This window comes from Planomonospora sp. ID67723 (genome assembly GCF_015711605.1).
GTDB lineage: Bacteria > Actinomycetota > Actinomycetes > Streptosporangiales > Streptosporangiaceae > Planomonospora_A.
The window spans coordinates 780,054-802,802 of the sequence record NZ_JABTEZ010000003.1; the positions used below are offsets into that span (position 1 = coordinate 780,054).

At 74.1% G+C, this 22,749-nt stretch carries 19 protein-coding genes; 8 read left to right on the forward strand and 11 right to left on the reverse strand.

The genetic code is table 11. From position 1 onward, the window contains the following. Positions 1–53: 53 nt before the first annotated feature. Entirely contained in the window at positions 54–1,412 is a 1,359-nt protein-coding gene (locus tag HS041_RS25060) for a glycoside hydrolase family 6 protein (protein WP_196443244.1), read from the forward strand. 94 nt (positions 1,413–1,506) lie between these two features. Here HS041_RS25060 and HS041_RS25065 read toward each other — a convergent pair whose 3' ends face one another. The 5 genes from HS041_RS25065 to HS041_RS25085 all read right to left on the reverse strand — a co-directional run bounded on the left by HS041_RS25065 (position 1,507) and on the right by HS041_RS25085 (position 7,116). Continuing rightward, positions 1,507–2,289, reverse strand: a complete 783-nt coding sequence (locus tag HS041_RS25065; protein WP_307845453.1) for a class I SAM-dependent methyltransferase — start codon at positions 2,287–2,289, stop codon at positions 1,507–1,509. 71 nt (positions 2,290–2,360) lie between these two features. Further along, the gene (locus HS041_RS25070; protein ID WP_196443246.1) at positions 2,361–4,034 is read right to left on the reverse strand and encodes a hypothetical protein; all 1,674 of its coding nucleotides are present in this window, start codon (positions 4,032–4,034) and stop codon (positions 2,361–2,363) included. 65 nt (positions 4,035–4,099) lie between these two features. Further along, positions 4,100–5,041, reverse strand: a complete 942-nt coding sequence (locus tag HS041_RS25075) for a carbohydrate kinase family protein (protein ID WP_230879737.1) — start codon at positions 5,039–5,041, stop codon at positions 4,100–4,102. A 16-nt stretch (positions 5,042–5,057) separates the two neighbouring features. After that, a complete protein-coding gene (locus HS041_RS25080) occupies positions 5,058–5,996 on the reverse strand; it encodes a pseudouridine-5'-phosphate glycosidase (protein WP_196443248.1) in 939 nt (312 codons plus the stop codon). 124 nt (positions 5,997–6,120) lie between these two features. After that, positions 6,121–7,116, reverse strand: coding sequence for a YeiH family protein (locus HS041_RS25085; protein ID WP_374058876.1), 996 nt, complete (start codon positions 7,114–7,116; stop codon positions 6,121–6,123). Positions 7,117–7,405: 289 nt separating this feature from the next. Between HS041_RS25085 and HS041_RS25090 the strand changes: the two genes are divergently transcribed. The 7 genes from HS041_RS25090 (at position 7,406) to HS041_RS25120 (ending at position 16,672) form a co-directional block, all read left to right on the forward strand. After that, positions 7,406–8,311, forward strand: a complete 906-nt coding sequence (locus HS041_RS25090; protein ID WP_196443250.1) for a LysR family transcriptional regulator — start codon at positions 7,406–7,408, stop codon at positions 8,309–8,311. Positions 8,312–8,461: 150 nt separating this feature from the next. Next, the gene (locus tag HS041_RS25095; RefSeq protein ID WP_196443251.1) at positions 8,462–9,991 is read left to right on the forward strand and encodes a phytoene desaturase family protein; all 1,530 of its coding nucleotides are present in this window, start codon (positions 8,462–8,464) and stop codon (positions 9,989–9,991) included. Positions 9,992–10,121: 130 nt separating this feature from the next. Next, positions 10,122–10,829, forward strand: coding sequence for a response regulator transcription factor (locus HS041_RS25100; protein ID WP_196443252.1), 708 nt, complete (start codon positions 10,122–10,124; stop codon positions 10,827–10,829). Further along, the gene (locus tag HS041_RS25105; RefSeq protein ID WP_307845455.1) at positions 10,826–12,343 is read left to right on the forward strand and encodes a sensor histidine kinase; all 1,518 of its coding nucleotides are present in this window, start codon (positions 10,826–10,828) and stop codon (positions 12,341–12,343) included. Before HS041_RS25100 ends, HS041_RS25105 begins: the two co-directional genes overlap by 4 nt. Before the next feature lie 264 nt (positions 12,344–12,607). Next, complete coding sequence (locus HS041_RS25110) at positions 12,608–13,804, forward strand: bifunctional glycosyltransferase family 2/GtrA family protein (protein WP_196443253.1); 1,197 nt, start codon at positions 12,608–12,610, stop codon at positions 13,802–13,804. Next, positions 13,801–15,876, forward strand: coding sequence for a glycosyltransferase family 39 protein (locus HS041_RS25115; RefSeq protein WP_196443254.1), 2,076 nt, complete (start codon positions 13,801–13,803; stop codon positions 15,874–15,876). Before HS041_RS25110 ends, HS041_RS25115 begins: the two co-directional genes overlap by 4 nt. A gap of 148 nt (positions 15,877–16,024) precedes the next feature. Beyond that, positions 16,025–16,672: a TetR/AcrR family transcriptional regulator gene (locus HS041_RS25120; protein WP_196443255.1), complete on the forward strand. Its 648-nt coding sequence runs from the start codon at positions 16,025–16,027 to the stop codon at positions 16,670–16,672. A 73-nt stretch (positions 16,673–16,745) separates the two neighbouring features. Here HS041_RS25120 and HS041_RS25125 read toward each other — a convergent pair whose 3' ends face one another. The 6 genes from HS041_RS25125 to HS041_RS25150 all read right to left on the reverse strand — a co-directional run bounded on the left by HS041_RS25125 (position 16,746) and on the right by HS041_RS25150 (position 22,719). Beyond that, on the reverse strand, positions 16,746–17,006 hold the full coding sequence (locus HS041_RS25125; protein WP_196443256.1) for a hypothetical protein: 261 nt from the start codon (positions 17,004–17,006) through the stop codon (positions 16,746–16,748). Between the two features lie 46 nt (positions 17,007–17,052). Next, a complete protein-coding gene (locus tag HS041_RS25130) occupies positions 17,053–17,925 on the reverse strand; it encodes a helix-turn-helix domain-containing protein (RefSeq protein ID WP_196443257.1) in 873 nt (290 codons plus the stop codon). A gap of 83 nt (positions 17,926–18,008) precedes the next feature. Further along, complete coding sequence (locus tag HS041_RS25135) at positions 18,009–18,215, reverse strand: hypothetical protein (protein ID WP_196443258.1); 207 nt, start codon at positions 18,213–18,215, stop codon at positions 18,009–18,011. Between the two features lie 271 nt (positions 18,216–18,486). Further along, positions 18,487–20,202 (reverse strand): acyclic terpene utilization AtuA family protein, encoded by a 1,716-nt coding sequence (locus HS041_RS25140; RefSeq protein ID WP_196443259.1) that lies wholly within the window; start codon positions 20,200–20,202, stop codon positions 18,487–18,489. 73 nt (positions 20,203–20,275) lie between these two features. Continuing rightward, positions 20,276–21,784, reverse strand: a complete 1,509-nt coding sequence (locus tag HS041_RS25145) for an SDR family oxidoreductase (protein ID WP_196443260.1) — start codon at positions 21,782–21,784, stop codon at positions 20,276–20,278. 110 nt (positions 21,785–21,894) lie between these two features. Beyond that, the gene (locus tag HS041_RS25150; RefSeq protein WP_196443261.1) at positions 21,895–22,719 is read right to left on the reverse strand and encodes an enoyl-CoA hydratase-related protein; all 825 of its coding nucleotides are present in this window, start codon (positions 22,717–22,719) and stop codon (positions 21,895–21,897) included. Between the last annotated feature and the right edge of the window lie 30 nt (positions 22,720–22,749).

Below are 22,749 nucleotides of genomic sequence, written 5' to 3' on the forward strand. Positions count from 1 at the left end.
GGGCGGGCGGCTACTTTGGGAGCGCTCCCACCTCACCCTCAAGGAGCCGTCCCATGCGGAGAAAGTCCATTCTGGCCACGGTCTGCACGGCGTTGGCCGCCCTGTCCTGCGCGGCCGTGTCCCTGGCCGCCACCGCCTCGGCGGCCGACTCCCCGTTCTACGTCGACCCGGAGACCGGCGCGGCCAAGTGGGTCGCGGCCAACCCCGGCGACTCCCGGGCGCCGGTCATCCGCGACCGGATCGCCGCCGTGCCCCAGGCGCGCTGGTTCACCACGACCAACACCTCCGCGGTCCGCGCCCAGGTGTCGGCGTTCGTCGGCGCGGCGGCGAGCGCGGGCAAGACCCCCATCCTGGTCGTCTACAACATCCCCAACCGTGACTGCAGCGGCGCCAGCACCGGCGGCGCGCCCAGCCACACGGCCTACCGGCAGTGGATCGACGAGCTCGCCGCGGGCCTGCAGGGGCGCCCGGCCTCGATCATCCTCGAACCGGACGTGCTCCCGATCATGACCAATTGCATGAGCTCCTCCCAGCAGCAGGAGGTCAACGCCTCCATGGCCTACGCCGGCAAGAAGCTGAAGGCGGGCTCCGCCCAGGCGAAGGTGTACTTCGACATCGGGCACTCCGGCTGGCTGGGCGCCGGCGAGGCCGCCGGCCGTCTGAGGGCCGCGGGCATCGACGGCAGCGCGGACGGCATCTCGCTCAACGTCTCCAACTACCGGTGGACCTCCACCGAGGTGGCGTATGCCAAGAACGTCATCTCCGCCACCGGGATCTCCCGGCTCCGCGCGGTCGTCGACACCAGCCGCAACGGCAACGGCCCGCTGGGCGGCGAGTGGTGCGACCCGGCGGGCCGGGCGATCGGCACCCCGAGCACGACCGAGACCGGCGACTCCATGATCGACGCCTTCCTCTGGATCAAGCTGCCGGGCGAGGCCGACGGCTGCATCGCCGGAGCCGGCCAGTTCGTCCCGCAGCGGGCCTACGACCTGGCCATGGCGGCGCCCCAGCCGACCTCCACGCCGACTCCGACCGTGACGCCCACCGTCACCCCGACCCCCACGGTGACTCCCACGGTGACTCCTACCGTCACGCCCACGGGAGGCAGGGCCTGCACGGCCTCCTACAGGATCGCCAACTCCTGGCAGGGCGGCTTCCAGGCCGAGGTGACGGTCAAGAGCACCGGCGGCGCGGCCCTGTCCGGCTGGACGGTGAGCTGGTCCTTCCCCGACGGGCAGAGGATCAGCCAGCTCTGGAACGGCCGGCACACCCAGAGCGGGGCCGCCGTCTCGGTGCAGAACGCCGACCACAACGGCGCCCTCTCCTCGGGGGCCTCGACCTCGTTCGGCTTCACCGGCACCTGGTCCGGGGGCAACGCGGCACCGTCCGCGGTGAGCTGCTCGGCCGCCTGACCGGCGGGACCCCGTGATCCGGTACGGCTCGCGCCCGGTGCTTCACCGGCGCGAGCCGTACCGGATCGGCTGCCCGCGAGCCGCGCCGGGTCGCTCAGCCGAGCAGGGCGCGGACCGCCACGGTGACGATCGGAAGCTCGAACTCGCCGTGCGCGGTCTCGGGAGTGGAACGCAGGTAACCGGAGACCCGGGCCAGCAGGTCCGCCCGCTCCGCCTCGGGAAGCGTCAGCACGTGGGAATGGGTGGCGACCGTCGCGGTCATCGACTCCGCGGTCCTGCGCTGAGCGTGGGCGAACTCCGCCCGCTCGACCACCCGGAAACCCCGCCCCTCCAGCGGCTCCGAGGCGGGACGCCAGCGCCGGAACGACACGGTGCTCCCGGAGACCTTCTTCAGGCCCTCCACCCACGGGACCCGGTCGTCGTCGAGGTTCCAGAGCCCCGCCAGCACGCCGCCCGGCGCGAGGACGCGGATGATCTCCGGCACCGCCCGGTCGAGGTCGAACCAGTGCAGCGCCTGCCCGACGAGGACGGCGTCGGCGCAGCCGTCCGGCAGGGGGATCTCTTCGGCCGTTCCCGGCAGCGCCCTGACCTCCGGCAGCCCGGACCGGAGCCGGTCGAGCATGGCCGGGTCGGGTTCCACCGCCACCACCTCGGCGCCGTGCCGCAGCAGCGACCCGGTCAGCTTCCCCGTCCCGGCCCCCAGGTCGAGGACCCGCAGCGGCGCGCGGCCGCGGACGGGTCCGAGCGCCCAGCGCACGGCGGCGCCGGGATAGCCGGGCCGCTCCCTGGCGTAGGCGGCCGCCTGGGCGCCGAACGACGAGGCCCGCAGCGGCAGGGTCTCCGGATCGATGTCCCCGAAGGCGGCTGAACCGTTCACGGCCTCACGATAGCCCCGCCGGCCGTCCCGCCCGCCGCACACCCCGCGGGGTCCCGTACGGCGGGCCGCTCTCAGCTGGGGAGCTGGGCGTCCAGGCGGTAGCCGTCCACCGTCACGTAGACCTGGTCGCCCGGGCGGGCGTTCAGGCGCATGAGCACGGGCTGGAGCGAGTCGAAGACCGGGTGGTCCCGCCAGACGAGGACCACCGCGTTGTCGCCGGGCCCGGTCACGGAGAGCAGGGTGCCGGGGCGCATGCCGAGCTGGGTCGCGTACCCCTCGGGCACGGCCACCGGGCCACCCCGCAGGTGCTCGCTGGTCACCTCGATCCGCTGCCAGCGGCTCGGATCGGTGGACGGGCTGGTCTGCGGGGGAGGCGGAGCGGCGCGCTGGCTGGTGATCAGGTGCGGCCTGCTGTTGCCCGACAGCGCCGACAGGGCGGCCAGGGCCGCACGGGGATCGATCGACGCGGTGTTGACCTGCGGGATCGGCTGGCCGCCGCGGTGGTGGCCGTTGACGCCGGGGGTACGGCGGGGCAGCTGCCTGGTCGCCTCGGAGGCGGACGCCGTGCCGGGCTCCTCCCGCGTCGCGGTCGCGGCGAGCGCGTCCAGCCAGGCCTGGGCGGAGTGGGCGCGGATGCCGAGCTGGTGCTCCATGAGCACGACGACGTCGGCGTCGGCCGGTTTGGAGGCCAGCAACTGCCGGGTGCGGTCGCGCAGGCCGCCGAGGTCGCCGACGACGAGCCAGCCGTCCTGGAGCCGCCGGTCGGGCATGAGGGTGACCAGCACGCGCCAGAGGGGGGTGCGCAGCGTGGGGACCTCCACGGGGTGCGCGGGGTCGGCGCCGACGAGCTGCTCCTGGGTGGCGGCGGCGCCCAGCCACTCGGTGAGCCCGAACATGTGACCGGTGAGCGGGGCGGACTCCGAGGAGCGCAGCCAGAGCAGGATGCGCTCCTCGGCGGCGCGCTGGGCCGCCGAGAGGGCGCCGAGGTCGGCGTTGAGCTTGTGCGCGAGCGCACGCAGGCTTATCGGGTCGACGGCGAACAGGCGCTCCACGGCGACCGCGCGCTCCAGCGGCGCCCAGTCCCGGAACATGGTGTCCACCAGGCGCACCAGCGGGTAGCTGCTGAGGTCGGGCTGGGCGGGCGCGGCGGACGGGACCGGCTGCGCCTGCGGCGGGGCGGCGGGCGCGGCCGGGGCGGCGGGCACAGCGGGGGCCGCAGGCGTGCCGGGCACGGCCGGGGCGGGCACGCCGGGCACGGTGCGGGCGGCGGGCACCGCGGTCTGGGCCGCTTGAACCGCCTGGGCGGGCTGGTCGGAGATCCCCGGTATCCCGCCGAGCACCTCGCGGAACATCGCGGTGACCAGCACCTCGGGGGAGGCGGGCACCGAGGGGCCGGTGAGGTCCCCGGGCGTCAGGCGGCGCAGCCGGGACCAGCCGCCCAGTCCGGTGATGGCCGAACGCGCGGGCTCGGACCAGCCGGGCAGCGTGGGGTCCACCGTGTGCACGTGCAGCGCGGGCAGGACGTCGCTCAGCGGCAGATGGTCCCAGCGGGCGACCGAGAGCCGGGCCAGCCGGTCACAGACCCAGTCCAGGCCCGCGGTGCGCAGGGCCTTGGGCAGGGTGACGGAGGACCACCAGCCTGCAGGCAGGCGGGGGTCGGCCAGGGCTTCGGCGACCTGCTGCTGACGGCTCCAGCGCAGGGCCGGGACCAGATCACTCAGGCAGATCGATGACTCGGCATCCATCGGCGGACCGCAACCTCCCCAAAGTGACGCATGTGGCTAATGGTGCAGTCTACGGCCGCAAGCTATCAATTGGTGTTAAGCGGGTAAAGCTGGTTGGCACCTAAATCAGATTGAAGGATACGCGGACGGCCGCCGATGACTGTAACGGCCTCGGCCCCCGCCCGGCGTCCCGCGTCCAGGGCGGCCTCGTCGCCGGCCCCGGTCAGCAGGGCGGTGATCAGACCGGCGGCGAACGCGTCGCCGGCCCCGGTGGAGTCGACCACCTCGACGGGCAGCCCGGGGACCGAGGCGACGAGCCGTCCCTCCCTGGCCATCAGGGCGCCCATGCTGCCCAGCTTCACCGCCGCCGTGCCGTACAGGAGGCTGAGCTTCTCCGCCGCCCGCTCGGCGGAGGCCTCGCCGGTGAGCAGCAGCGCCTCGTCCAGGTTGGGGATGACCAGCCTGGCGGTCAGGGTCTCGCGGACGAACCGCTCGGGTCCGAACGCCCGCAGGAAGCCGGTCGAGGCGGGGTCCACGCTGGCGGTGACGCCGCGCCGGGCGGCCTCGGCCAGGGCCAGCCGGGACAGCCGCAGTCCCGGCTCGGCGAACAGGGTGTATCCCGACAGGTGCAGGTGGGCCACGCCGTCGAGCAGCTCCTCGTCCCAGTCGTCGGTGCCGAGGTGGCCGCCCGCGCCGCGGTTGGTGAGCATGGAGCGTTCCCCGGTCACGTCCACCATGGCGATCACCACGGCGGTCGGCCGCTCGTGGTCGATCCGAAGGTGCGGCCGGACCCCGCTGCGCCGCAGCTCCGCGCCGTGCCACTCGCTGGTGTCGGAGCCGACCCGGGTCAGGATCCGCGCGTCGGCGCCCAGCCGGGCGGCCCAGGAGGCGGTGTTGGCCCCCGAGCCGCCCGGGCGCAGCACGATGTCGGCGGCGGTGTCCGTCCCGGCAGCCAGGCCTGCGAGGTTCGGTTCTCCGTGAAGCGCGACGACGTCGGTGACCACGTCGCCGATGACCAGCAGGCCCATTTCGGTCACGGATACCTCAGCTTTCCTTACTCCATGATGCCGCGATCTGTGCGGCAATGCGGGTGTTTCCACGTACTGCGGCCAGATTCGCCTCCAGCGAGGCGCCGCCGGTGCCGCGCACCAGGTAGTCCAGGAGGAACGGGGTGATGGCCTGGCCGGTGATCTTCTCCCGCTCCGCGGCGGCCAGCGCCTCGGCCAGGACCCGGTCGTGCAGGGCCGGGTCGAGCTGCTCGGCCAGCGGCACCGGGTTGGCCACGACCAGCGCAGTCTCCGGGCCGCCGAGCGCGTCCTGGGCCCGCATGATGGCGGCGGCCTCGTCGGCCGTCTCGATCCTCCAGTCCATGCGCTCGCCGGAGGTGTGCAGGTAGAAACCGGGGAACTCGTCGGTGCGGAACCCGGCGACGGTGACGCCCCGGGTCTCCAGCCGTTGCAGGGTGGCCGGCACGTCCAGGATCGACTTCACGCCCGCGCAGACGACGGTGATGCGGGTGCGGCTGAGCATGTCGATGTCGGCCGACTCGTCCTGGCAGTCGGTCCACCCGCGGTGCACGCCGCCGAGGCCGCCGGTGGCGAAGACCCGGATGCCGGCCCGGGCGGCCAGGAAGGAGGTCGCCGAGACCGTGGTCGCCCCGCTGGCCCTCAGCGCGGCGGCGGCGGGCAGGTCGCGGAAACCCAGCTTGCGCAGGCCCGGTTCGGTGGCGACCCGCTTGAGCTCGCCGGCGTCCAGCCCGATGCACGCCACCCCGTCCAGCACCGCGATCGTGGCGGGGACCGCCCCGCATTCGCGGACGGTCTCCTCCAGTTCGGTCGCCACCTCCAGGTTGCGGGGCTGGGGCAGCCCGTGGGAGATGATCGTGGATTCGAGTGCCACGACAGGTGAGCCCTGTGCCAGTGCCCCGGCCACCTCCTGAGACAGGCGGAGCGCGGGGGCGATCGGCTGCTGGGTGGTACGCATGAGCTGGTTCTGTCTCCTCGGTTCAGGACCGTATGCTTGCCTGATTAGAACGGTGTAAACGGGAATTTCCGCTCCAACGAAGAAGCACGTTATGGGGCCTGCTCGGGAGGCGTCCATCGGGAGATCAGCCGATGGCGAGGGCTCCGAATAGTGAGATCATGACGATGATCGCCGTGGCCACCCCGCCGAGGGCGAGCGCCCGCCCGCCGCGCACGAGTTTCCTCAGCTCGATCCCCGTGCCCAGCCCGAACAGCGCCGCGGCCAGCAGCACCCCGGTCACCTCCGGGACCGCGGCGGTGACCGACCCGGGGACCAGGCCGGTGGCGCGCACGGCCAGCATGGCCACGAACCCCGCCACGAACAGCGGCACCGGCGGCGGCCTCCGCCCGGCCCGTGCGCCCTGCCGCGCCGGGGGAGCGGCGTCCGCGTCGCCCGCCCGGCGGGCCCGATCGGCCGGGGCGCGGCGCAGGCCCGCCGACACCAGCGCCACGAGCGGTGCCAGCAGGACCACCCGGGTCAGCTTGACGACCACCGCGGTCGCCAGCACCCCGGTCCCGGCCGCCGCGCCGATGGCCGCGACCTGCGCCACCTCGTGCACCGAGGCCCCGGCCCACAGCCCGAGCTGGTGGGGTGTCAGGCCGAGCAGGCCGCCGAGAGCCGGCACCACGACGATCGCGGCGCTGCCGTACAGGACGACCACGCCGACCGCGCTCGCCACGTCGTCGTCGTCGCTCCCGGCCACCTCGTGCATCGCTGCGATCGCCGCCGCCCCGCAGACGGAGACGCCGGTCGCGATGAGCAGCGACCTGCGCGGGTCCACTCCGAGCAGCCGCCCGGCCCGCCGCGTCGCCACGAAGGTGACCCCCGTCGCCGCGGCCACCAGTGCCAGCGTCCGCCAGCCGAGCGCCAGGATCTCCGGGAGCGCGATCTGCAGGCCGAGGAGCACGATCGCCAGGCGGAGCAGCGGGCGGCTCGCCAGCCGCAGTCCGGGGCGGAAGGACGCGTGCACGCCGCCGAGGTTGCCCAGGACGATCCCGAGGGCCACCGCGACCACGGCGGGGCTCACTCCGGTGAGGAGCCGGCCGGCCAGGAAGGAGACGGCGACGGCCGGCGCCACCAGGCACAGGCCGGGGACGAGCGCGCGGAGCCGATGAAATGAATCTACAACGTAAAGGCGCTTGGCCGGACGACCGGCCCCTCGGCCGCGGAAGGAGCCGGATCTGCGGCCGGGGGATGCGGGGACCGGACGGAGGCGCTCGGATCGGCGAGCGGTCCCGGCCGGGGCGGGAAGCCCCTCCATGCCGCGGGGTGGGCGGCCGTGGGGCGGGAAGGCGGTCATGTGCCGAGTGTTCGCGCGGGCGTCCCCGACCGGTAGCCGTTATCTCCCTGTTAGGTCATAGCCTAGGGCTATGAGCCAACTGCCCGATCTCGAATCCCTGCGGCTGCTGGTCGACGTCGATCGGCTGGGCAGTCTCGGGCAGGCGGCCCGGGCGGCGGGCATCGCCCAGCCGTCGGCGAGCAAGCGGATCGCGATCCTGGAGCGCCGTCTCGGCCTGCCGTTGCTGGAGCGCACTCCCAGGGGGTCCACGCTCACCTCGCAGGGGACCATGGTCGCGGCCTGGGCGGCGCAGGTGCTGGACGCGGCCGCGGAGCTGATGCGCGGGGCGGAGGCCGTACGGCACGCGCGGGCGGCGCACCTGCACATCGCGGCGAGCATGACCGTGGCCGAGTACCTGCTGCCGCGCTGGCTGGGGGAACTCCAGAACCGGGAGCCGCAGGTCCAGGTGGGGCTGGACGTGCAGAACTCGGCGGAGGTGGCCCGGCTGGTCGCCGGGGAGGTCGGCGGGGTCGAGCTGGGGTTCGTGGAGGGGCCGTCGGTGCCGCAGGGGCTGACCTCCCGGGTGGTGGCCACCGACCGGCTGGTGGTCGTGGTCGCACCGGGTCATCCGTGGGCGCGCCGCCGGACCCCGCTGCTCGCCGCCGAGCTGGCCGCGACCCCGCTGGTGGTCCGCGAGCGCGGCTCCGGCACGCGCGAGACGCTGGACCGGGCGCTTGCCGGCCATGCCGCCGCGGCCCCCCGGCTGGAGCTGGGCTCGAACGCGGCGGTCAAGGGCGCCACGGGGGAGGGCGCCGCCCCCGCGGTGCTCAGCGGCTACGCCGTCGAGGCCGAGCTGGCCACCGGGCGGCTGGCCGAGGTGGCCACCCGGGACATCGACCTGGAGCGGCGCCTGCGCGCGATCTGGAGACGGGGGCGCACCCCCACCGGGCCCGCCGCCACGCTCCTGGCCATCAGCCTCGCCGCGTCACCGAGGTGACTATGGTCGTTTTGTCGCATTCCATATAGGGTGCCGGACATGGCGCCGATCGAGATGCCGGCCGTGCTCCGTCCCGAGCCGCACTGGCAGACCGGGCTCTGAGATCCGCGGGGTCCCCGGTCCTGTCACGCCTGCTCCCTGGATGGTCTGATGCTCCGCTCCCGCTATGACGCCGTGATCGCCGGAGGCGGCCACAACGGCCTGGTCGCCGCCGCCTACCTCGCCCGCGCGGGCCGCCGGGTCCTCGTCCTGGAACGTCTGGACCACGTCGGCGGGCTGGCCGTCTCGGCCCGAGCCTTCCCCGGCGTGGACGCCCGGCTCTCGCGCTACTCCTATCTCGTGAGCCTGCTGCCCGCCAAGGTCGTCGAAGACCTCGGCCTCCCGCTGGAACTGCGTCGCCGCAGGTACGCCTCCTACACCCCGGTGGGGGAGAGCGGCCTGCTGGTGGACAACGGCGACGACGACCGCACCGCCGCCTCGTTCGAGCGGGTGACCGGAGGCGGCGCCGACCTCGGCGCGTGGCGGCGCTTCTACGCGATGACCGCCGAGGTGGCCGCGAAGGTCGCGCCGACGCTGGTCGAACCCCTCCCCGGCCGTACGGCGATGCGGGACCTGGTGGGCCCGGAGGCCTGGCGGGAGCTGTTCGAGCGGCCCATCGGCGAGGTCGTGGACGAGCGGTTCGCCGACGACACCGTGCGCGGGGTGGTGCTCACCGACGCGCTCATCGGCACCTTCGCCGATCCGTGCGACGAGAGCCTGCTGGCCAACCGGTGCTTCCTGTACCACGTGATCGGCGACGGCACCGGCGACTGGAACGTCCCGGTCGGCGGGATGGGGGCGGTCTCCGGGGGCCTGGCGGAGATCGCCCGCGCCGCAGGGGCCGAGATCCTCACCGGGGCCGAGGTGCTGGCGGTCGACCCCTCGGGGGAAGTCGTCTTCCGGGACGCCGCGGGGGAGCACACGGTCACCGGGGAGCGGGTGCTGGCCAACGTGCCGCCCGCCGTACTGGCCCGGCTGCTGGGGAGCCCGGAGAGCGGGGAACCCGCACCCGAAGGCGCCCAGCTCAAGGTCAACATGGTGCTGTCGCGGCTGCCGCGGCTGCGGGACGGGTCGGTGGACCCGGCGGCGGCGTTCAGCGGGACCTTCCACATCAACGAGAGCCGCGACCAGCTCGCCCGCGCCTACGCCGAGGCCGCGCGCGGGAGGATCCCGAGCCTGCCCCCGGCGGAGGTCTACTGCCACTCGCTGACCGACCCGTCGATCCTCGGCCCCGGGCTGCGCGCCGCCGGGGCCCAGACGATGACGCTGTTCGGCCTGCACATGCCCGCACGGCTGTTCCGCGACGACCCGGTCGCCTCACGGGAGGAGGCGCTGCGCGCGACCCTGGCCTCGATGAACGCCGTCCTCGCCGAGCCGATCGAGGACTGCCTGCTGCGCGCCCCGGACGGAAGCGTCTGCCTGGAGGCCAGGACCCCGGTCGACCTGGAGAACGAGGCGGGTCTGCCCGGCGGGCACATCTTCCACCGCGACCTGTCGTGGCCGTTCGGCGAGGCCGGGAGCTGGGGGGTGGAGACCGGCCACGAGCGGATCCTGCTGTGCGGGGCGGGCGCCCGGCGCGGCGGCGGGGTCAGCGGCATCCCCGGTCACAACGCGGCCATGGCGGTGCTGGAGGGCTCCTGAGGACGGCGTCGCGCGGTCGGCGGGGGTGCGGCGGCGCGTCCGGTGCCGGCGAGGACGGGGAAGGGTCTCTCTCGGGGAAACGCCGGTGCTCCCTCATGGGGTTCTCATGAAGGGTGCCTACCGTGGGGCCATGGGCGACGGTGAGGCGGCGCGGGTGCTGGTCGTGGACGACGAGCCCGCGCTCAGGGAGGCGCTGCAGAGCAGCCTGGAGTTCGAGGGCTACCGGGTCGGCCTGGCCGCCGACGGGCGGGCGGCGCTGGAGGTCCTGGAGCGGGAGCCGTACGAGCTGGTGCTGCTGGATGTGATGATGCCGCGGATGGACGGGCTGACCGCCTGCCGCAGGCTCCGCGCGGCGGGCAACCATGTCCCGGTGCTCATGCTCACCGCCCGCGACGCCGTGGGCGACCGGGTCTCGGGGCTGGACGCGGGGGCCGACGACTACCTGGTCAAGCCGTTCGAGCTGGACGAGCTGCTGGCCCGGGTCCGGGCGCTGCTGCGGCGCGGTGCGCTGACGGCTCCGGCCGCCGAGGACGCCGGCGTGCTGGTCTTCGACGACCTGCGGATGGACGTCGCCGCCCGCGAGGTCACCCGGGCCGGCGTCCCGCTGGAGCTGACCCGGACCGAGTACCTGCTGCTGGAGCTGTTCATGGCCCATCCCCGCCAGGTGCTCACCCGCGAGCAGATCCTCAGCGAGGTGTGGGGATTCGACTTCGAGCCGAGCTCCAACTCCCTCGACGTCTACGTCATGTACCTGCGCCGCAAAACCGAGATCGAGGGGCTTCCCCGGCTGATCCACACCGTCCGGGGCGTCGGCTACGTGCTGCGGGGCTCCGCGTGACGGCCGGCCGGCTGCGCGCGGGGCCGCGCCTGACCGGCCGCCGGCCGGGGGAGGGAGGCTCTGCCCGGGGCGCCCGCCGCTCCCTGCGCTCGCGGCTCACCCTGCTGGTCGCGGCGGCCGTCGCGGTGGCGATCGCGGTGTGCGCGGGGGCCTGCTGGTTCATCGTGCGCACCGCGATGCTGGAGCAGGTCGACCGCTCGCTGCGCGACCCGAAGGGGGGCCAGGGCCTGGAGTGGGTCGCGCAGTACTGCTCCGGTGACGAGCCGCGCCGTCAGCCGCCCTTCCGCCTGCCGCCGCTGCAGCTGATCGACGCCGAGGGCGGCACGTGCGTGGTCGGCACCGTCGAGGTGCGGGTCACCCCGGAGGACCGGGCGCTGGCGGCGATGCCGAGGGGCGCGCAGGCGCGCCGGGACGGGACGACCGCGGACGGGGCCGACGTGCGGGTGCTGACCAGGAGCGTCGGCTCGGGCCTGGCGGTCATGGAGTCCCGGCCGCTGGCCGAGTTCCAGTCCACGCTCGCCGCGCTCGCCTGGGTCCTCGCGGGGGTCGCCGCGCTCGGCGTGGTGGGCGCCGCGACCGCGGGCACCCTCATCGCCCGCACGGCGCTGCGGCCGGTGGAACGCCTGACCGGGGTGGCCGAGCACATCGCCAGGACCGAGGACCTCGACACCCGGATCCCGGTCCGGGGCGACGACGAGATCGCCCGGCTCGGTGCCTCCTTCAACGCGATGACCGCCGCGCTGGCCGGGTCCCGCGAGCGGCAGCGGCGGTTGATCGCCGACGCCGGGCACGAGCTGCGCACCCCGCTCACCAGCCTGCGGACGAACGTCGAGCTGCTGCTGCGCAGCGAGAACACCGGCCGCCCGCTGGCCCCGCCCGCCAGACGCCGGCTGCTGAACAGCCTCAAGGCCCAGTTCGAGGAGATGTCCACGCTGATCGGGGACCTGCTGCAGCTCTCCCGCGCCGACGAGGAGCACGAGCCGCACGTCGAGGTGGCCTTCCACGAGGTGGTCGGGTCGGCCGTGGCCCGGGCCCGGCTCCGCGCCCCGGGCGTCCCGGTCGAGGTCGAGCTCGGCCCTTGGTACGTCCGCGGCAGCCAGGCGGCGCTGGAGCGCGCCGTGGTCAACCTGCTGGACAACGCGGTGAAGTTCTCCGGCGGCGCGGCCGGGGGTCCGGCGCCCGGCGGCGCGGCGGGCGACGGGGTGGCGGGCGACGGGGTGGACGGCGCGGCGGGCGGCCCGGTGGTCGTGCGGCTCCGCGATGGCGAGCTGACCGTCCGCGACCACGGCCCCGGCATCGCGGAGGACGAGCTGCCCTACGTGTTCGACAGGTTCTGGCGGTCGCCGGCGGCGCGGAGCATGCCCGGTTCCGGGCTGGGCCTGGCCATCGTGGCGCAGGCCGTACGGGACGCGGGAGGAGAGGTGGCGCTGGAGAACGCCGCCGGCGGCGGCGCCCTCGCCCGGCTGCGCCTTCCCGGCTCAGCGCTCGGAGGGGGTCTCCCCGCGGGGGAGTGACGGCGCCTTCCCGCCGGCCGGCGCGGTCGCGGCCCGTCACCCCCGGAGGGGAGCGGCGGATCCTTCCGGTACGGCTCCGGTCGCGCGGCCCCGGCGCGGCCGGAGCCGCGTGCCCGGATCCGCAAGCCATTTGCAAGATCACGTGATCATGCTGGGGATCTTCCCTTTTCTCACGCCTCGTTAACGGTCGCCTCAGGGACGCCAAAGGCCGCCCGCCGAATCTGAGGCCATGACAGAGCAGAACCACGGTTCACTGGGGGCCGCATGAGCCAGTCGACGGCGCCGGTACGCACCCGGCTGGTCGAGATCGTCGTTCCCGTGCACAACGAGCAGCGGGTGCTCGCCGAGAGCGTCCGCCGGTTGCACGCCTACCTCACCGCCACCTTCCCGTACGGCTTCCGCATCACGATCGCCGACAACGCCAGCGCCGACGGGACCTGGCCGATCGCGGTGGACCTGAGCCGGGAGCTGCCGCACGTGCGCGCCGTCCATCTGGACGCCAAGGGCAGGGGCCGGGCGCTGCGCCGGGTCTGGTCGGGCAGCGACGCCGACGTGGTCGGCTACATGGACGTGGATCTCTCCACCGACCTGGACGCCTTCCTGCCGCTGGTGGCCCCGCTGCTGTCCGGCCACAGCGACCTGGCCATCGGCACCCGCCTGTCCAGGAGCGCGAACGTGGTGCGCGGACCGAAGCGGGAACTGATCTCCCGGAGCTACAACCTGCTGCTGCGCGGGGCGATGGGCGCGGGCTTCTCCGACGCCCAGTGCGGGTTCAAGGCGGCCCGAGCCGAGATCGCCCAGGCGCTGCTGCCGGGGGTCGAGGACGAGGAGTGGTTCTTCGACACGGAACTGCTGCTGCTCGCCGAGCGTCACGGGCTGCGCATCCACGAGGTCCCGGTGGACTGGGTGGACGACCCCGACAGCCGGGTGGACATCGTCAAGACCATCAAGGACGACTTGAGAGGCATGACCCGCGTGGCGCGCAGAACCCTGTCGGCCCCGGTCGGGATCCCGGTCCCGCCGCGGGTGCGTGACGCCCGGCTGCCGGCGGGGATGGTCCGTCAACTGCCCAGGTTCGCGGTCATCGGGGCGGTCAGCACCCTGGCGCACCTCGGCCTGTTCGTCGCCCTGCGGGCGGTGGCGCCCGCCGTGGCGGCCAACGCCCTCGCCCTGCTGATCACCGCGATCGCCAACACCGCCGCCAACCGCCGCTTCACCTTCGGCGTGACCGGCCGCGCCGGGGCGCTGCGCCACCAGCTCCAGGGCGGCCTGGCCTTCCTCGTCGGCCTGCTGCTCAGCACCGGCGGTCTCGCCCTGCTGAAGCTCCTGCTGCCGGGCGCGCCCGCCGCCGCCGAGGTCGCGGCGGTCATCGCCGCCAACGCCCTGGCCACCCTGGTCCGCTTCCTGCTGCTGCGCGGATGGGTCTTCACCCCGCGCCGGGCCGGGGAGGCCGCGCGATGACGCCGCCCACCCCCGCGGCCGCCGGTCCCGGGACCTCCGGCCCCATCGCCCCCACCGGTGCCGCGCCCGCCGGCGCGCACCGGGACGCACGGCCCGCCCCGGGAACCGGGAGCGCTCCCCGCTGGGCGCGCCCCGCCTTCTGGGCGGTCCTGGCCCTGGCGGCCGCGCTCCACACCTGGGGGCTGGGGAGCAACGGCCACGCCAACGGCTACTACTCGGCCGCCGTCCTGTCCGGCACCCAGAGCTGGAAGGCGTTCTTCTTCGGCGCCCTGGACGCCGGGTCGTTCATCACCGTGGACAAGCCGCCGCTGGCGCTGTGGGTGATGGGGCTCTCGGCGAGGGTCTTCGGGTTCGGGACGTGGAGCATGCTCCTGCCCCAGGCCGCCGCGGGCGTCGCGGCCGTCGCCGTGGTCCACTCGGCGGTACGGCGCTCGCTGCCGGGAACGGCGGGCCACGCCGCCGGGCTGGTCGCCGCGCTGGTGATGACGCTGACTCCGATCACGGTCGCGATCAACCGGGACAACAACCCCGACACCGTCCTGGTGCTGCTGCTGGTGCTGGCCGGGTGGTTCTGCCTGGAGGCCGTGCGCGACGGCCGGACCCGCACGCTGGTGGTCTCGGCGATCTTCGTCGGATTGGCCTTCACCACCAAGATGCTCCAGGCCTACCTGGTGGTCCCCGCTTTCGCCCTGGTCTACCTGTCCACGGCACCGGGCACGGTGCTGCGGCGGATCGGCCGGCTGCTGGCGGCGGGCGCGGCCCTGGTGGCCTCCAGCGGGTGGTGGATGCTGGTCGTCGACCTGTGGCCCGCCGCCGACCGCCCCTACATCGGCGGCAGCACCGACAACTCCGTCCGGGACCTGGTCGTCGGCTACAACGGCCTCGGCCGGATCTTCGGCGGAGGCGGCGGGCGCGGCGGAGGCGGGTTCGGCGGCGAGCCCGGGGCGGGACGCCTCTTCAACGACGTCATGGCCGGGCAGATCTCCTGGCTGCTGCCCTTCGCCGCACTGGCCCTGGTCTGCGGGCTGGTCCTGGCCATCCGGCCCGCCGGGGCGCCCCGCCGCTCCGGCGGGGCGGTGACGGGGGCCCGCCGCGATCTGCCCGGCGCCCGCGTGGCCCTGTGCCTGTGGGGTGGCTGGCTGGCCGTGCACTACGCGGTGTTCAGCTTCTCCAGCGGGACCTTCCATCCGTACTACTCCACCGCCATGGCCCCGGCCGTCGCCGCGCTCACCGGTCTCGGCGGGACGCTGATGTGGCGGGCCCACCGGCGGTCACGGGCCTGGGGGTGGGCGCTGCCGGCGGGGATCGTGATCACCGGAGCGTGGGCGTTCGCCGTGCTGCGCCGCACCCCCGAGTTCGTGCCCTGGCTGGCCTGGACGGTGGCCGCGGTGAGCGCGGCGGCGGCGGCCGGGCTGGTCCTGTCGCGGATCGGACGGCGGGCCGGGCTCCGGATCGCCGCCGTCGCCCTGGCCGCCGGGCTGGCGGCCGGACTCGCGGGTCCCGTCGCCTACGCCCTGACCCCGCTGGGCTCGGCCGTCAACGGCACCAACCCGACCGCGGGTCCCGCGGGAAGCGGCGGCATGCGCGGTCCGGGCGGCATGGGCGGAGGCCTCTCCGGCGGGATGCGGCCGGAGGCGCCCGAGGGCGCTGCAGGCCGGGCGCCGGAGGGGACGGTCGCGGACGACGCCCGGGGCCCGATGCGGGGCGGCGGTCCCGGCGGGGCGGTGAGCGAGCAGTTGACCGGGTATCTGAAGGCGAACCGGGGCGGCGCGACCTGGCTGGTGGCGGTGGGTGGCGCGCAGAGCGCCTCGTCGGTCATCCTCTCGACCGGCCTGCCCGTCATCGCGATGGGCGGCTTCACCGGCGGTGATCCCGCGATGACCGCGGAGCGGCTCGAGGCGCTCGTCTCTGCGGGGGAGCTCAGATACGTGATGCCCGGCGGCGGCCGGGGCGGTGCCGGCGACGGCGGCTCCGAGGTGAGCGAGTGGGTCCAGGCCAACTGCGCGGTGGTCGACCCGGCGGAGTACGGCGAGCAGGGCGCGGGCCCGTCGTCGCTCTACCGCTGCGGCTGACGTCGCAGAGCCCGGTTCCCGCCCTCGGCCGGGCTCCGGGCCGGGGAGGGCCCCGGCTGCGATCCGTGCCCTTCCGCCTCCGTGCCACCGGTCGCACCGGTGATCACACGCGCGGGGGCGGAGGGGCGCGCTGCTGTAGTCTTGCGCCGTGCACAGCGGAGGAGGGGCGCGCGGCAGCCGCGCCGACCAGGCCGACCAGCGCCGGGCAGAGCTGCTGGAGGCGGCCAGGAAGGTCGTGGTGGAGCGAGGGCTGGCCAGCACCCGCGTCTCCGACATCGCCAAGGCGACCAACGTGAGCGGCGGGCTGATCCACTATCACTTCGCCACCAAGGACGATCTCATCACCGAGATGCTCCGCAGCACGAGCGAGTCGGAGATCCAGCGGCTGAAGGAGATCGTCGCGGGCCCGGAGAGCGCGGTGGAGCGGTTGGACCGGGTGCTGCGCCTGGTCATCCCCGCGTCGAGGGACGACCAGGGCTGGATCCTCTGGCTCGACGCCTGGACGGTCGGGGTGCGCGAGGAGCACGTCCGGACCCTCCTGCTGGAGTTCGAGGGCGCCTGGATCGAGATCCTCAGGGATGTGATCACGCAGGGCGTGGTCGCGGGCGAGTTCGACTGCGACGACCCGCAGGGCGCGGCCGAGCGCCTGGACGGCATGCTCGACGGCCTGGCCATCCGTTACACCCTGGAGGCGGGGAACCTGTCGCGTGCCCGGCTCCTGGAGCACGCCCGCGTCGCCGCGGCCCGGGAGGTCGGCCTGGAGCGTTCCGCCTTTCCCTCGGAGGACGTCCCCTGAGGCGCGGCGGGCCGGGAACCGGCCCGCGCGACCGCCCGGCCCGCGACGAGAGGGGCCGGGGCGGGAAGGGTCCTCAGGCGGGCAGGGCCGCCAGCAGGAAGGCCAGCCGGGCGGCCGCGTCCTCGATGTTGCCCGCGTCACCGAGCCGGTATCCCCAGGACGTGATGAAACCCCCGTCGGGGGAGCAGGTCACGGTCTCGGCCAGGGTGTTGCTGAAGCGGTTGCGGACGCACACGTAGGCGGGGTCGCCGAGTGAGACGTTCTGCAGGGACAGATCGGCGTGGGACCGTACCGCCGCGGCGAATTTCTCAAGGCAAGACAGCGTGTCCAGCATCGTGCGTCACCTCCGTCTCACACGAGGATTGCACGATCTTGGGATACTAATCAAGCAATTGCGATAGTTGATCCGAGGATTGTTCTGCCAGGTCGTTCAGCACCCGGACGATCACCGCCCTGGCGTCCTGGCGGAAGGCCGCGATCTCGCAGAACTCGTCGAAGGCCCGCTCGTAGAAGGCGATGTCCTCCGGGTCGCGCAGGATCAGGTCCCTGGTCCGGGTGGGCACCGCGACGTGGTCCCGGTCGTAGATCCAGAAGCCGTTGAGCAGGGCGGACGGCAGGGGCGCCTCGAAGGGCACCACGCCGAACTCCACGTTCGGGAGCGCGGTCACCGCGAGCAGCCTGTCGAGCTGGCCGCGCATCACATCCAGCGGGGCCAGCCGGTAGCGCAGCACCGCCTCGGGCAGGATGAAGCGGAACCTCTTGCGCTGGTCGTAGAGGATCTCCTGCCGCTGCATGCGGACCTTGATGGCCGCGTCGATCTCGTCGGGGGCGTTGTAGAGACGTTTGATCCGGGTGAAGATGCTCCGCGCGTACTCGGTGGTCTGCAGAAGGCCGATGACCACGCCCGGCTCGAACACCCGGAACGTCGTGGTCCGCGCCTCCATGTCACGGATGTCCTCCTGGAGGGCGGCCAGGCCGCTGCGGTGCCGCTGCCGCCAGGAGTCCTGGCGCTCCAGCAGGCCGTTGGCCTGATCGACCAGTTCCCCGGTCACCTCGGGCGAGGCGCCCACGGCCTGCGCCCATACGGTGACGTCGTCCTCCGTGGCGGTCTGGCGGGCGTTCTCGATGCGGGAGATCTTCGAGGCCTGCCACCGCAGCCGCTCGGCGAGGTCCTTGCCCGACAGGCCGGCCGTCTCGCGCAGGTGCCGGAGCTGCGCGCCCAACTCGATCCGGGCCTGCTGGAACCCACTCATGCGACCTCCTGTACGGTGCCGCACGAGGGTAGACCCGGACGCGCTGATCAGACCATAGGGGCGACCCCAATCGTGATCAATATTTACCCGAGCACCCGGCGGGCGATGTCGACGAGGAGCTCGCGGGGGACTTCGACGGCGCTCTCCCCGTCCAGGACGTGGCGGAGGTCGGCGAGGGCGGCGGCGTCGGTGAGGTGGAGTCCCTGGACGACGATGGTGCCGCGGTCGGTCTCGTAGAGGGAGGGGCAGGCGCCCGCTTCCGAGGTGGAGCCGAGAAACCGCAAACGCATGGCTGTGTCCTTCCCCGAGCCAACCTCATGTTGCAATTGCGCGCAATCCTAGAGGATGGAAAGGTTCTGGTTGCCTGAATCGCTCAATTTTGTGCGTCCCGACGTCGGGAGCGGCGGGACGGTCTCCCGGTCGGACATGGCCGAATAATATTCTGGTGGTTTCGAATTTACGGGAGCGCGGCACCCGGGTCAACGGAGATGGCGGGCGCCCCGGCGGAACCGGTGAGGGCGCCGGGGGGAGAGCCGCAGGGGGAAGGCCGCGGGGAAAGGGTCACAGCAGTGACCGGGGGATGGCCGCCTCCGCGGCGCGCAGTTCCTCTCCCAGGGCTTTGGCCTGGGCGTCGAGCCGGGGGCTGGCGGCGACGCCCCGGCCCAGCAGGCCGTGGACGACGAAGTTCAGGGCGAGCAGGTTCGGCAGCTCGAAACGCTCGATCCGCAGCCCGTCCGTCGCGGGCAGCAGCTCCCGCAAGCGCTCGACGGTCAGGTGACCCGCCAGCCACGCGAACTGCTCGGCCGTACGGACCCAGACGCCGAGATTGGCGTTGCCGCCTTTGTCGCCGGAGCGGGCACCCACGATCGTCCCCAGTGGGACCCGTACGGCGGGCGCCGCCCCGCCCCGGTGCTCCTCCCCCCGGTCCGGTTCCGGGCCCGCGGACGGGACCGGGCGACGGGGGACGGCCGGGTGGTCCGGAGCGGGCGGGTCGAGGGGGACCTCCCGGCCGTCGAGCACGACCCGGGGGCGGACGGCGGCGGCCGGGACGAAGGCGGGCCAGTAGACCCCGTACGGCGAGGCGTCCCCGGGCGGGGTGAGGCCGTAGAAGCCCGGGTAGCTCGCCAGACCGGTCTCCACCACGGCCGAGGAGAACGCGCGCCCCGCCTTGGCCCGGTCGGGGTCCATCACGGTTATCCGCAGCAGGGCGGTGCCCGCGAGCGGGGTGAGCTCGGTGTGGACCTGCTCGAAGGAGTCCTTCGGCACGCGTGCCCAGATGGCGTCCTGGGCGAGGCGGGCCTTGGCCTCGAGGTCCAGGCCGGTCAGGACGAGGGTCATGGTGTTGCGGTAGCCGCCGAGGTAGTTGATCGCGACCTTGAGCGTGTCCGGCGGGGCCTCGCCGCGCACACCGGAGATCCGGACGCGGTCCGGGCCCTGCTGCTCCAGCCGGATGCTGTCGAACCGGGCCACGGCGTCGGGGCCGAGGTAGCGCGGCGAGCCGATCTCGTACAGGAGCTGGGCGGTGACCGTGCCGACCGAGACCAGCCCGCCGGTCCCGGGATGCTTGGTGACCACGCTGGACCCGTCGGCCTCCAGCTCCACCAGCGGGAAACCGCAGCGCTCCGGCTCGGGCACCTCGCCGAAGAAGGCGTAGTTGCCGCCCGTCGCCTGGCAGCCGCACTCGATCACGTGCCCGGCGACGACCGACCCGGCCAGCGCGTCGTGGTCGTCCGGGCGCCAGCCGTACCGCCAGATGCCCGGGCCGGTGACCAGCGCCGCGTCGGTGACCCGTCCGGTCACCACCACGTCCGCCCCCGCCGACAGGGCGGCCGCGATCGGCCGCCCGCCGAGGTAGGCGTTGGCGGTCAGAGGAGCGGCGGGCAGCTTCTCGCCGGTGTCGGGGTTCACCGCGTCGCCGAGGACGCCGGGCTCGCCGGTCAGGTCGTCCCCGGTCACGGAGGCGACCCGCACCGGCAGCCCGAGCCGGCCGGCCAGCTCGGCCACGGCCTCGGCGCACCCGGAGGGGTCCAGTCCGCCCGCGTTGGAGACGATCTTTATGCCCCGGTCCGCGCAGGTCCCGAGGACCTCCTCCAGTTGCCTCAGGAACGTCGGCGCATAGCCGGGCCGGCCCTTCGACCGGTTCCCGGCCAGGATCAGCATCGTGAGCTCGGCCAGCCAGTCGCCGGTGAGCACGTCGATCGGGCCGCCCTCGACCATCTCCCGCGCGGCCGAGAGCCGGTCGCCGTAGAACCCGGAGCAGTTGGCGACGCGGAGCATCGAGCCTCCTTCGGCCGCACCGGCCCTGGACGAGTGTTCCCGGCAGCCATCCAAGCGCGTATCCCATTCGCGATCAAGGCCGCCGCCGGTGCGCCGACTCCGCCGCGCGGGCGATGTTGCGCGGCATCCGGCCGAAGACGAGGCTGTGGAAGGGGGAGATGCCCCACCAGTAGGCGTGTCCCAGCAGCCCGTGCGGATGGAACAGCGCGCGCTGCCGGTAGACGGCCCGGGCGGGGCCGGAGGGCGGGGAGACCGTCCGGGCGGAGCCGGAGGGCGGGGAGACCGACAGCTCCAGCCAGGCCAGTCCCGGCAGCCGCATCTCGGCGCGCAGCCGCAGCAGCCGGCCGGGTTCGATCTCCTCCACCCGCCAGAAGTCCAGCGGGTCCCCCACCCGCAGGCGGTGGGGATCGCGGCGTCCTCTGCGCAGGCCCACCCCGCCCAGCAGCCGGTCGATCAGGCCGCGCGCGCGCCAGGCGACGGGCAGGGAGTACCAGCCGTTGGCCCCGCCGACGGCCTCGATCACCCGCCAGACCTCCTGCGGGGGCGCGGCCACGGCCAGCTCGCGCTCGTCGGAGTAGAGACTGCCGCCCGCCCAGTCGGGGTCGGTGGGCAGGGGATCGCTCGGCGCGCCGGGGGTGGAGGCGGAGGACCAGTGGGTGGCGACGTCGGCGTCCTTGATCCGGCGCAGCGCCAGCCGTACGGACTCCCCGAAGCCGATCAGCCCGTCCGGCGGGTCGGGGACGAACCGGGCGATGTCGTGCTCGGCGCACACGGCCTCATGGCGCAGCGACTCCACCAGGGGCCGGGCGATGCTCGCCGGCACGGGCGTGACCAGGCCGACCCAGTGGCTGGACAGGCTCGGCGAGAGGAGCGGCACCGGAACGATCAACCGTGGAGGAAGCCGCGCGATCGCGGCGTATCCGTGCATCATGTCCTCGTAGGTCAGGACGTCCGGCCCGCCGACGTCGAAGGCCCGGTTGACGTCTCCCGGGATCTGCGCCCAGGCTGCCAGATAGCGCAGCATGTCGCGGATGGCGATGGGCTGGGTGGGGGTGCGCACCCAGCGGGGCGTCGTCATCACCGGCAGGCGCTCGGTGAGATAGCGCAGCATCTCGAACGAGGCCGATCCGGACCCGATGACCACCGCGGCCCGCAGCACCACGGCGGGCACCGGCGACCTCAGGAAGATCTCGCCCACCTCCGCACGGGAGCGCATGTGCGCCGACAGCTCGCCGGAGGCGTGCGTCAGCCCGCCCAGGTAGACGATCCTGCCCACGCCCGCCTCCGCGGCGGCTCCGGCGAAGGTCTCGGCCGCCCTCCGGTCGCGCTCGGCGAAGGCGGGCCCGGCGGCCATCGAGTGGACCAGGTAGTAGGCCACGTCGGCGCCGCCCAGCGCGCGCCGCATCGCGTCGGGGTCGTTCACGTCCCCGGCCAGGATCCGCACCCGTCCGGCCCAGGGCAGGTCCCGCAGCCGCCCCGGATGCCGGGCCACGCAGCCGACCTCGTGCCCGGCTTCCAGCAGCTGCGGAACCAGCCGCCCGCCGATGTAGCCGGTTGCCCCCGTCACCACGACAGTCCCCATACCGCTACTTTCGCGCGTCACCGGTGGCGCGGTTGCACCTGACGGGCGACACGCCGCGAGCGGCGTGTCGCCCGGACCCCTTCCCGGGGCGAGGACTCAGCGGAGGAGGCTCACGCGAGGCCGGCGGTCTCCCCGGAACGCGGGATCCAGGAGGCGGGACGCTTCTCCATGAAGGCGGCGATGCCCTCCTGGCCCTCGGCGGAGGTGAACCGCTGGGCCGACAGTTCGGCCATCCGGCGCATGCCCTCCTCCACCGGGAGCGCGGGCACCTGCCGTACCAGCTGCTTGGTGATCGCCAGTGCCTCGGGGCCGCCGCGCAGGAGCATGTCCGCGTAGTGGGCGACCGTCGCGTCCAGCTCCCCGGCGGGGACGGCCCGGGTGAGCAGGCCGATCTCCTGGGCGCGGGCGGCGTCGAAGGTCTCCCCGGTCATCAGGTACTCGGCCGCGGCCCGCGGGTCGAGACGGCGCAGCACGGTCACCGAGATCATCGCGGGCACCACGCCCAGGCGCACCTCGGTGAAGGCGAACGACGCGGTGTCCGGCGCGATGGCGAAGTCGCACGCCGCGACCAGGCCGAGCCCGCCGGCCCGCGCGGTGCCGTTCAAGCGGCAGATGACCGGCTTGGGGCTGTTCCAGATCATGTTCATGATCTCCGGGAACGATGCCGTCACCGGCGCCTCGTGGGCGTCGCCGGGCCCGACCCGCTGCTCCTTCAGGTCCGCCCCGGCGCAGAACACCGGCCCGGTCCCGGTCAGCACGATGACCCGCACGCCCTCCTCGGCCAGTGCCCAGTCGAGCCGGTCCTCCAGATCCCCGAGAAGGCGCACCGAGAGCGCGTTGCGGTTGCGCGGGGAGTCCAGCGTGATCGTGGCGACCCCGCCCGACACCTCCTTGTGCACCAGCCGCTCCACCGGCCAGCCCCCGTCCCTTTTCACCTGGATCCTCCGCTCCCCGGCTCGCGCACG

Coding starts and splice junctions, on each gene's coding strand:
- HS041_RS25060 (WP_196443244.1), top strand. CDS start 54: ATGCGGAGAAAGTCCATTCTGGCCACGGTCTGCACGGCGTTGGCCGCC.
- HS041_RS25070 (WP_196443246.1), bottom strand. CDS start 4,034: ATGGATGCCGAGTCATCGATCTGCCTGAGTGATCTGGTCCCGGCCCTG.
- HS041_RS25075 (WP_230879737.1), bottom strand. CDS start 5,041: ATGGGCCTGCTGGTCATCGGCGACGTGGTCACCGACGTCGTCGCGCTT.
- HS041_RS25080 (WP_196443248.1), bottom strand. CDS start 5,996: ATGCGTACCACCCAGCAGCCGATCGCCCCCGCGCTCCGCCTGTCTCAG.
- HS041_RS25090 (WP_196443250.1), top strand. CDS start 7,406: ATGAGCCAACTGCCCGATCTCGAATCCCTGCGGCTGCTGGTCGACGTC.
- HS041_RS25095 (WP_196443251.1), top strand. CDS start 8,462: ATGCTCCGCTCCCGCTATGACGCCGTGATCGCCGGAGGCGGCCACAAC.
- HS041_RS25100 (WP_196443252.1), top strand. CDS start 10,122: ATGGGCGACGGTGAGGCGGCGCGGGTGCTGGTCGTGGACGACGAGCCC.
- HS041_RS25110 (WP_196443253.1), top strand. CDS start 12,608: ATGAGCCAGTCGACGGCGCCGGTACGCACCCGGCTGGTCGAGATCGTC.
- HS041_RS25115 (WP_196443254.1), top strand. CDS start 13,801: ATGACGCCGCCCACCCCCGCGGCCGCCGGTCCCGGGACCTCCGGCCCC.
- HS041_RS25125 (WP_196443256.1), bottom strand. CDS start 17,006: ATGCTGGACACGCTGTCTTGCCTTGAGAAATTCGCCGCGGCGGTACGG.
- HS041_RS25130 (WP_196443257.1), bottom strand. CDS start 17,925: ATGAGTGGGTTCCAGCAGGCCCGGATCGAGTTGGGCGCGCAGCTCCGG.
- HS041_RS25135 (WP_196443258.1), bottom strand. CDS start 18,215: ATGCGTTTGCGGTTTCTCGGCTCCACCTCGGAAGCGGGCGCCTGCCCC.
- HS041_RS25140 (WP_196443259.1), bottom strand. CDS start 20,202: ATGCTCCGCGTCGCCAACTGCTCCGGGTTCTACGGCGACCGGCTCTCG.
- HS041_RS25145 (WP_196443260.1), bottom strand. CDS start 21,784: ATGGGGACTGTCGTGGTGACGGGGGCAACCGGCTACATCGGCGGGCGG.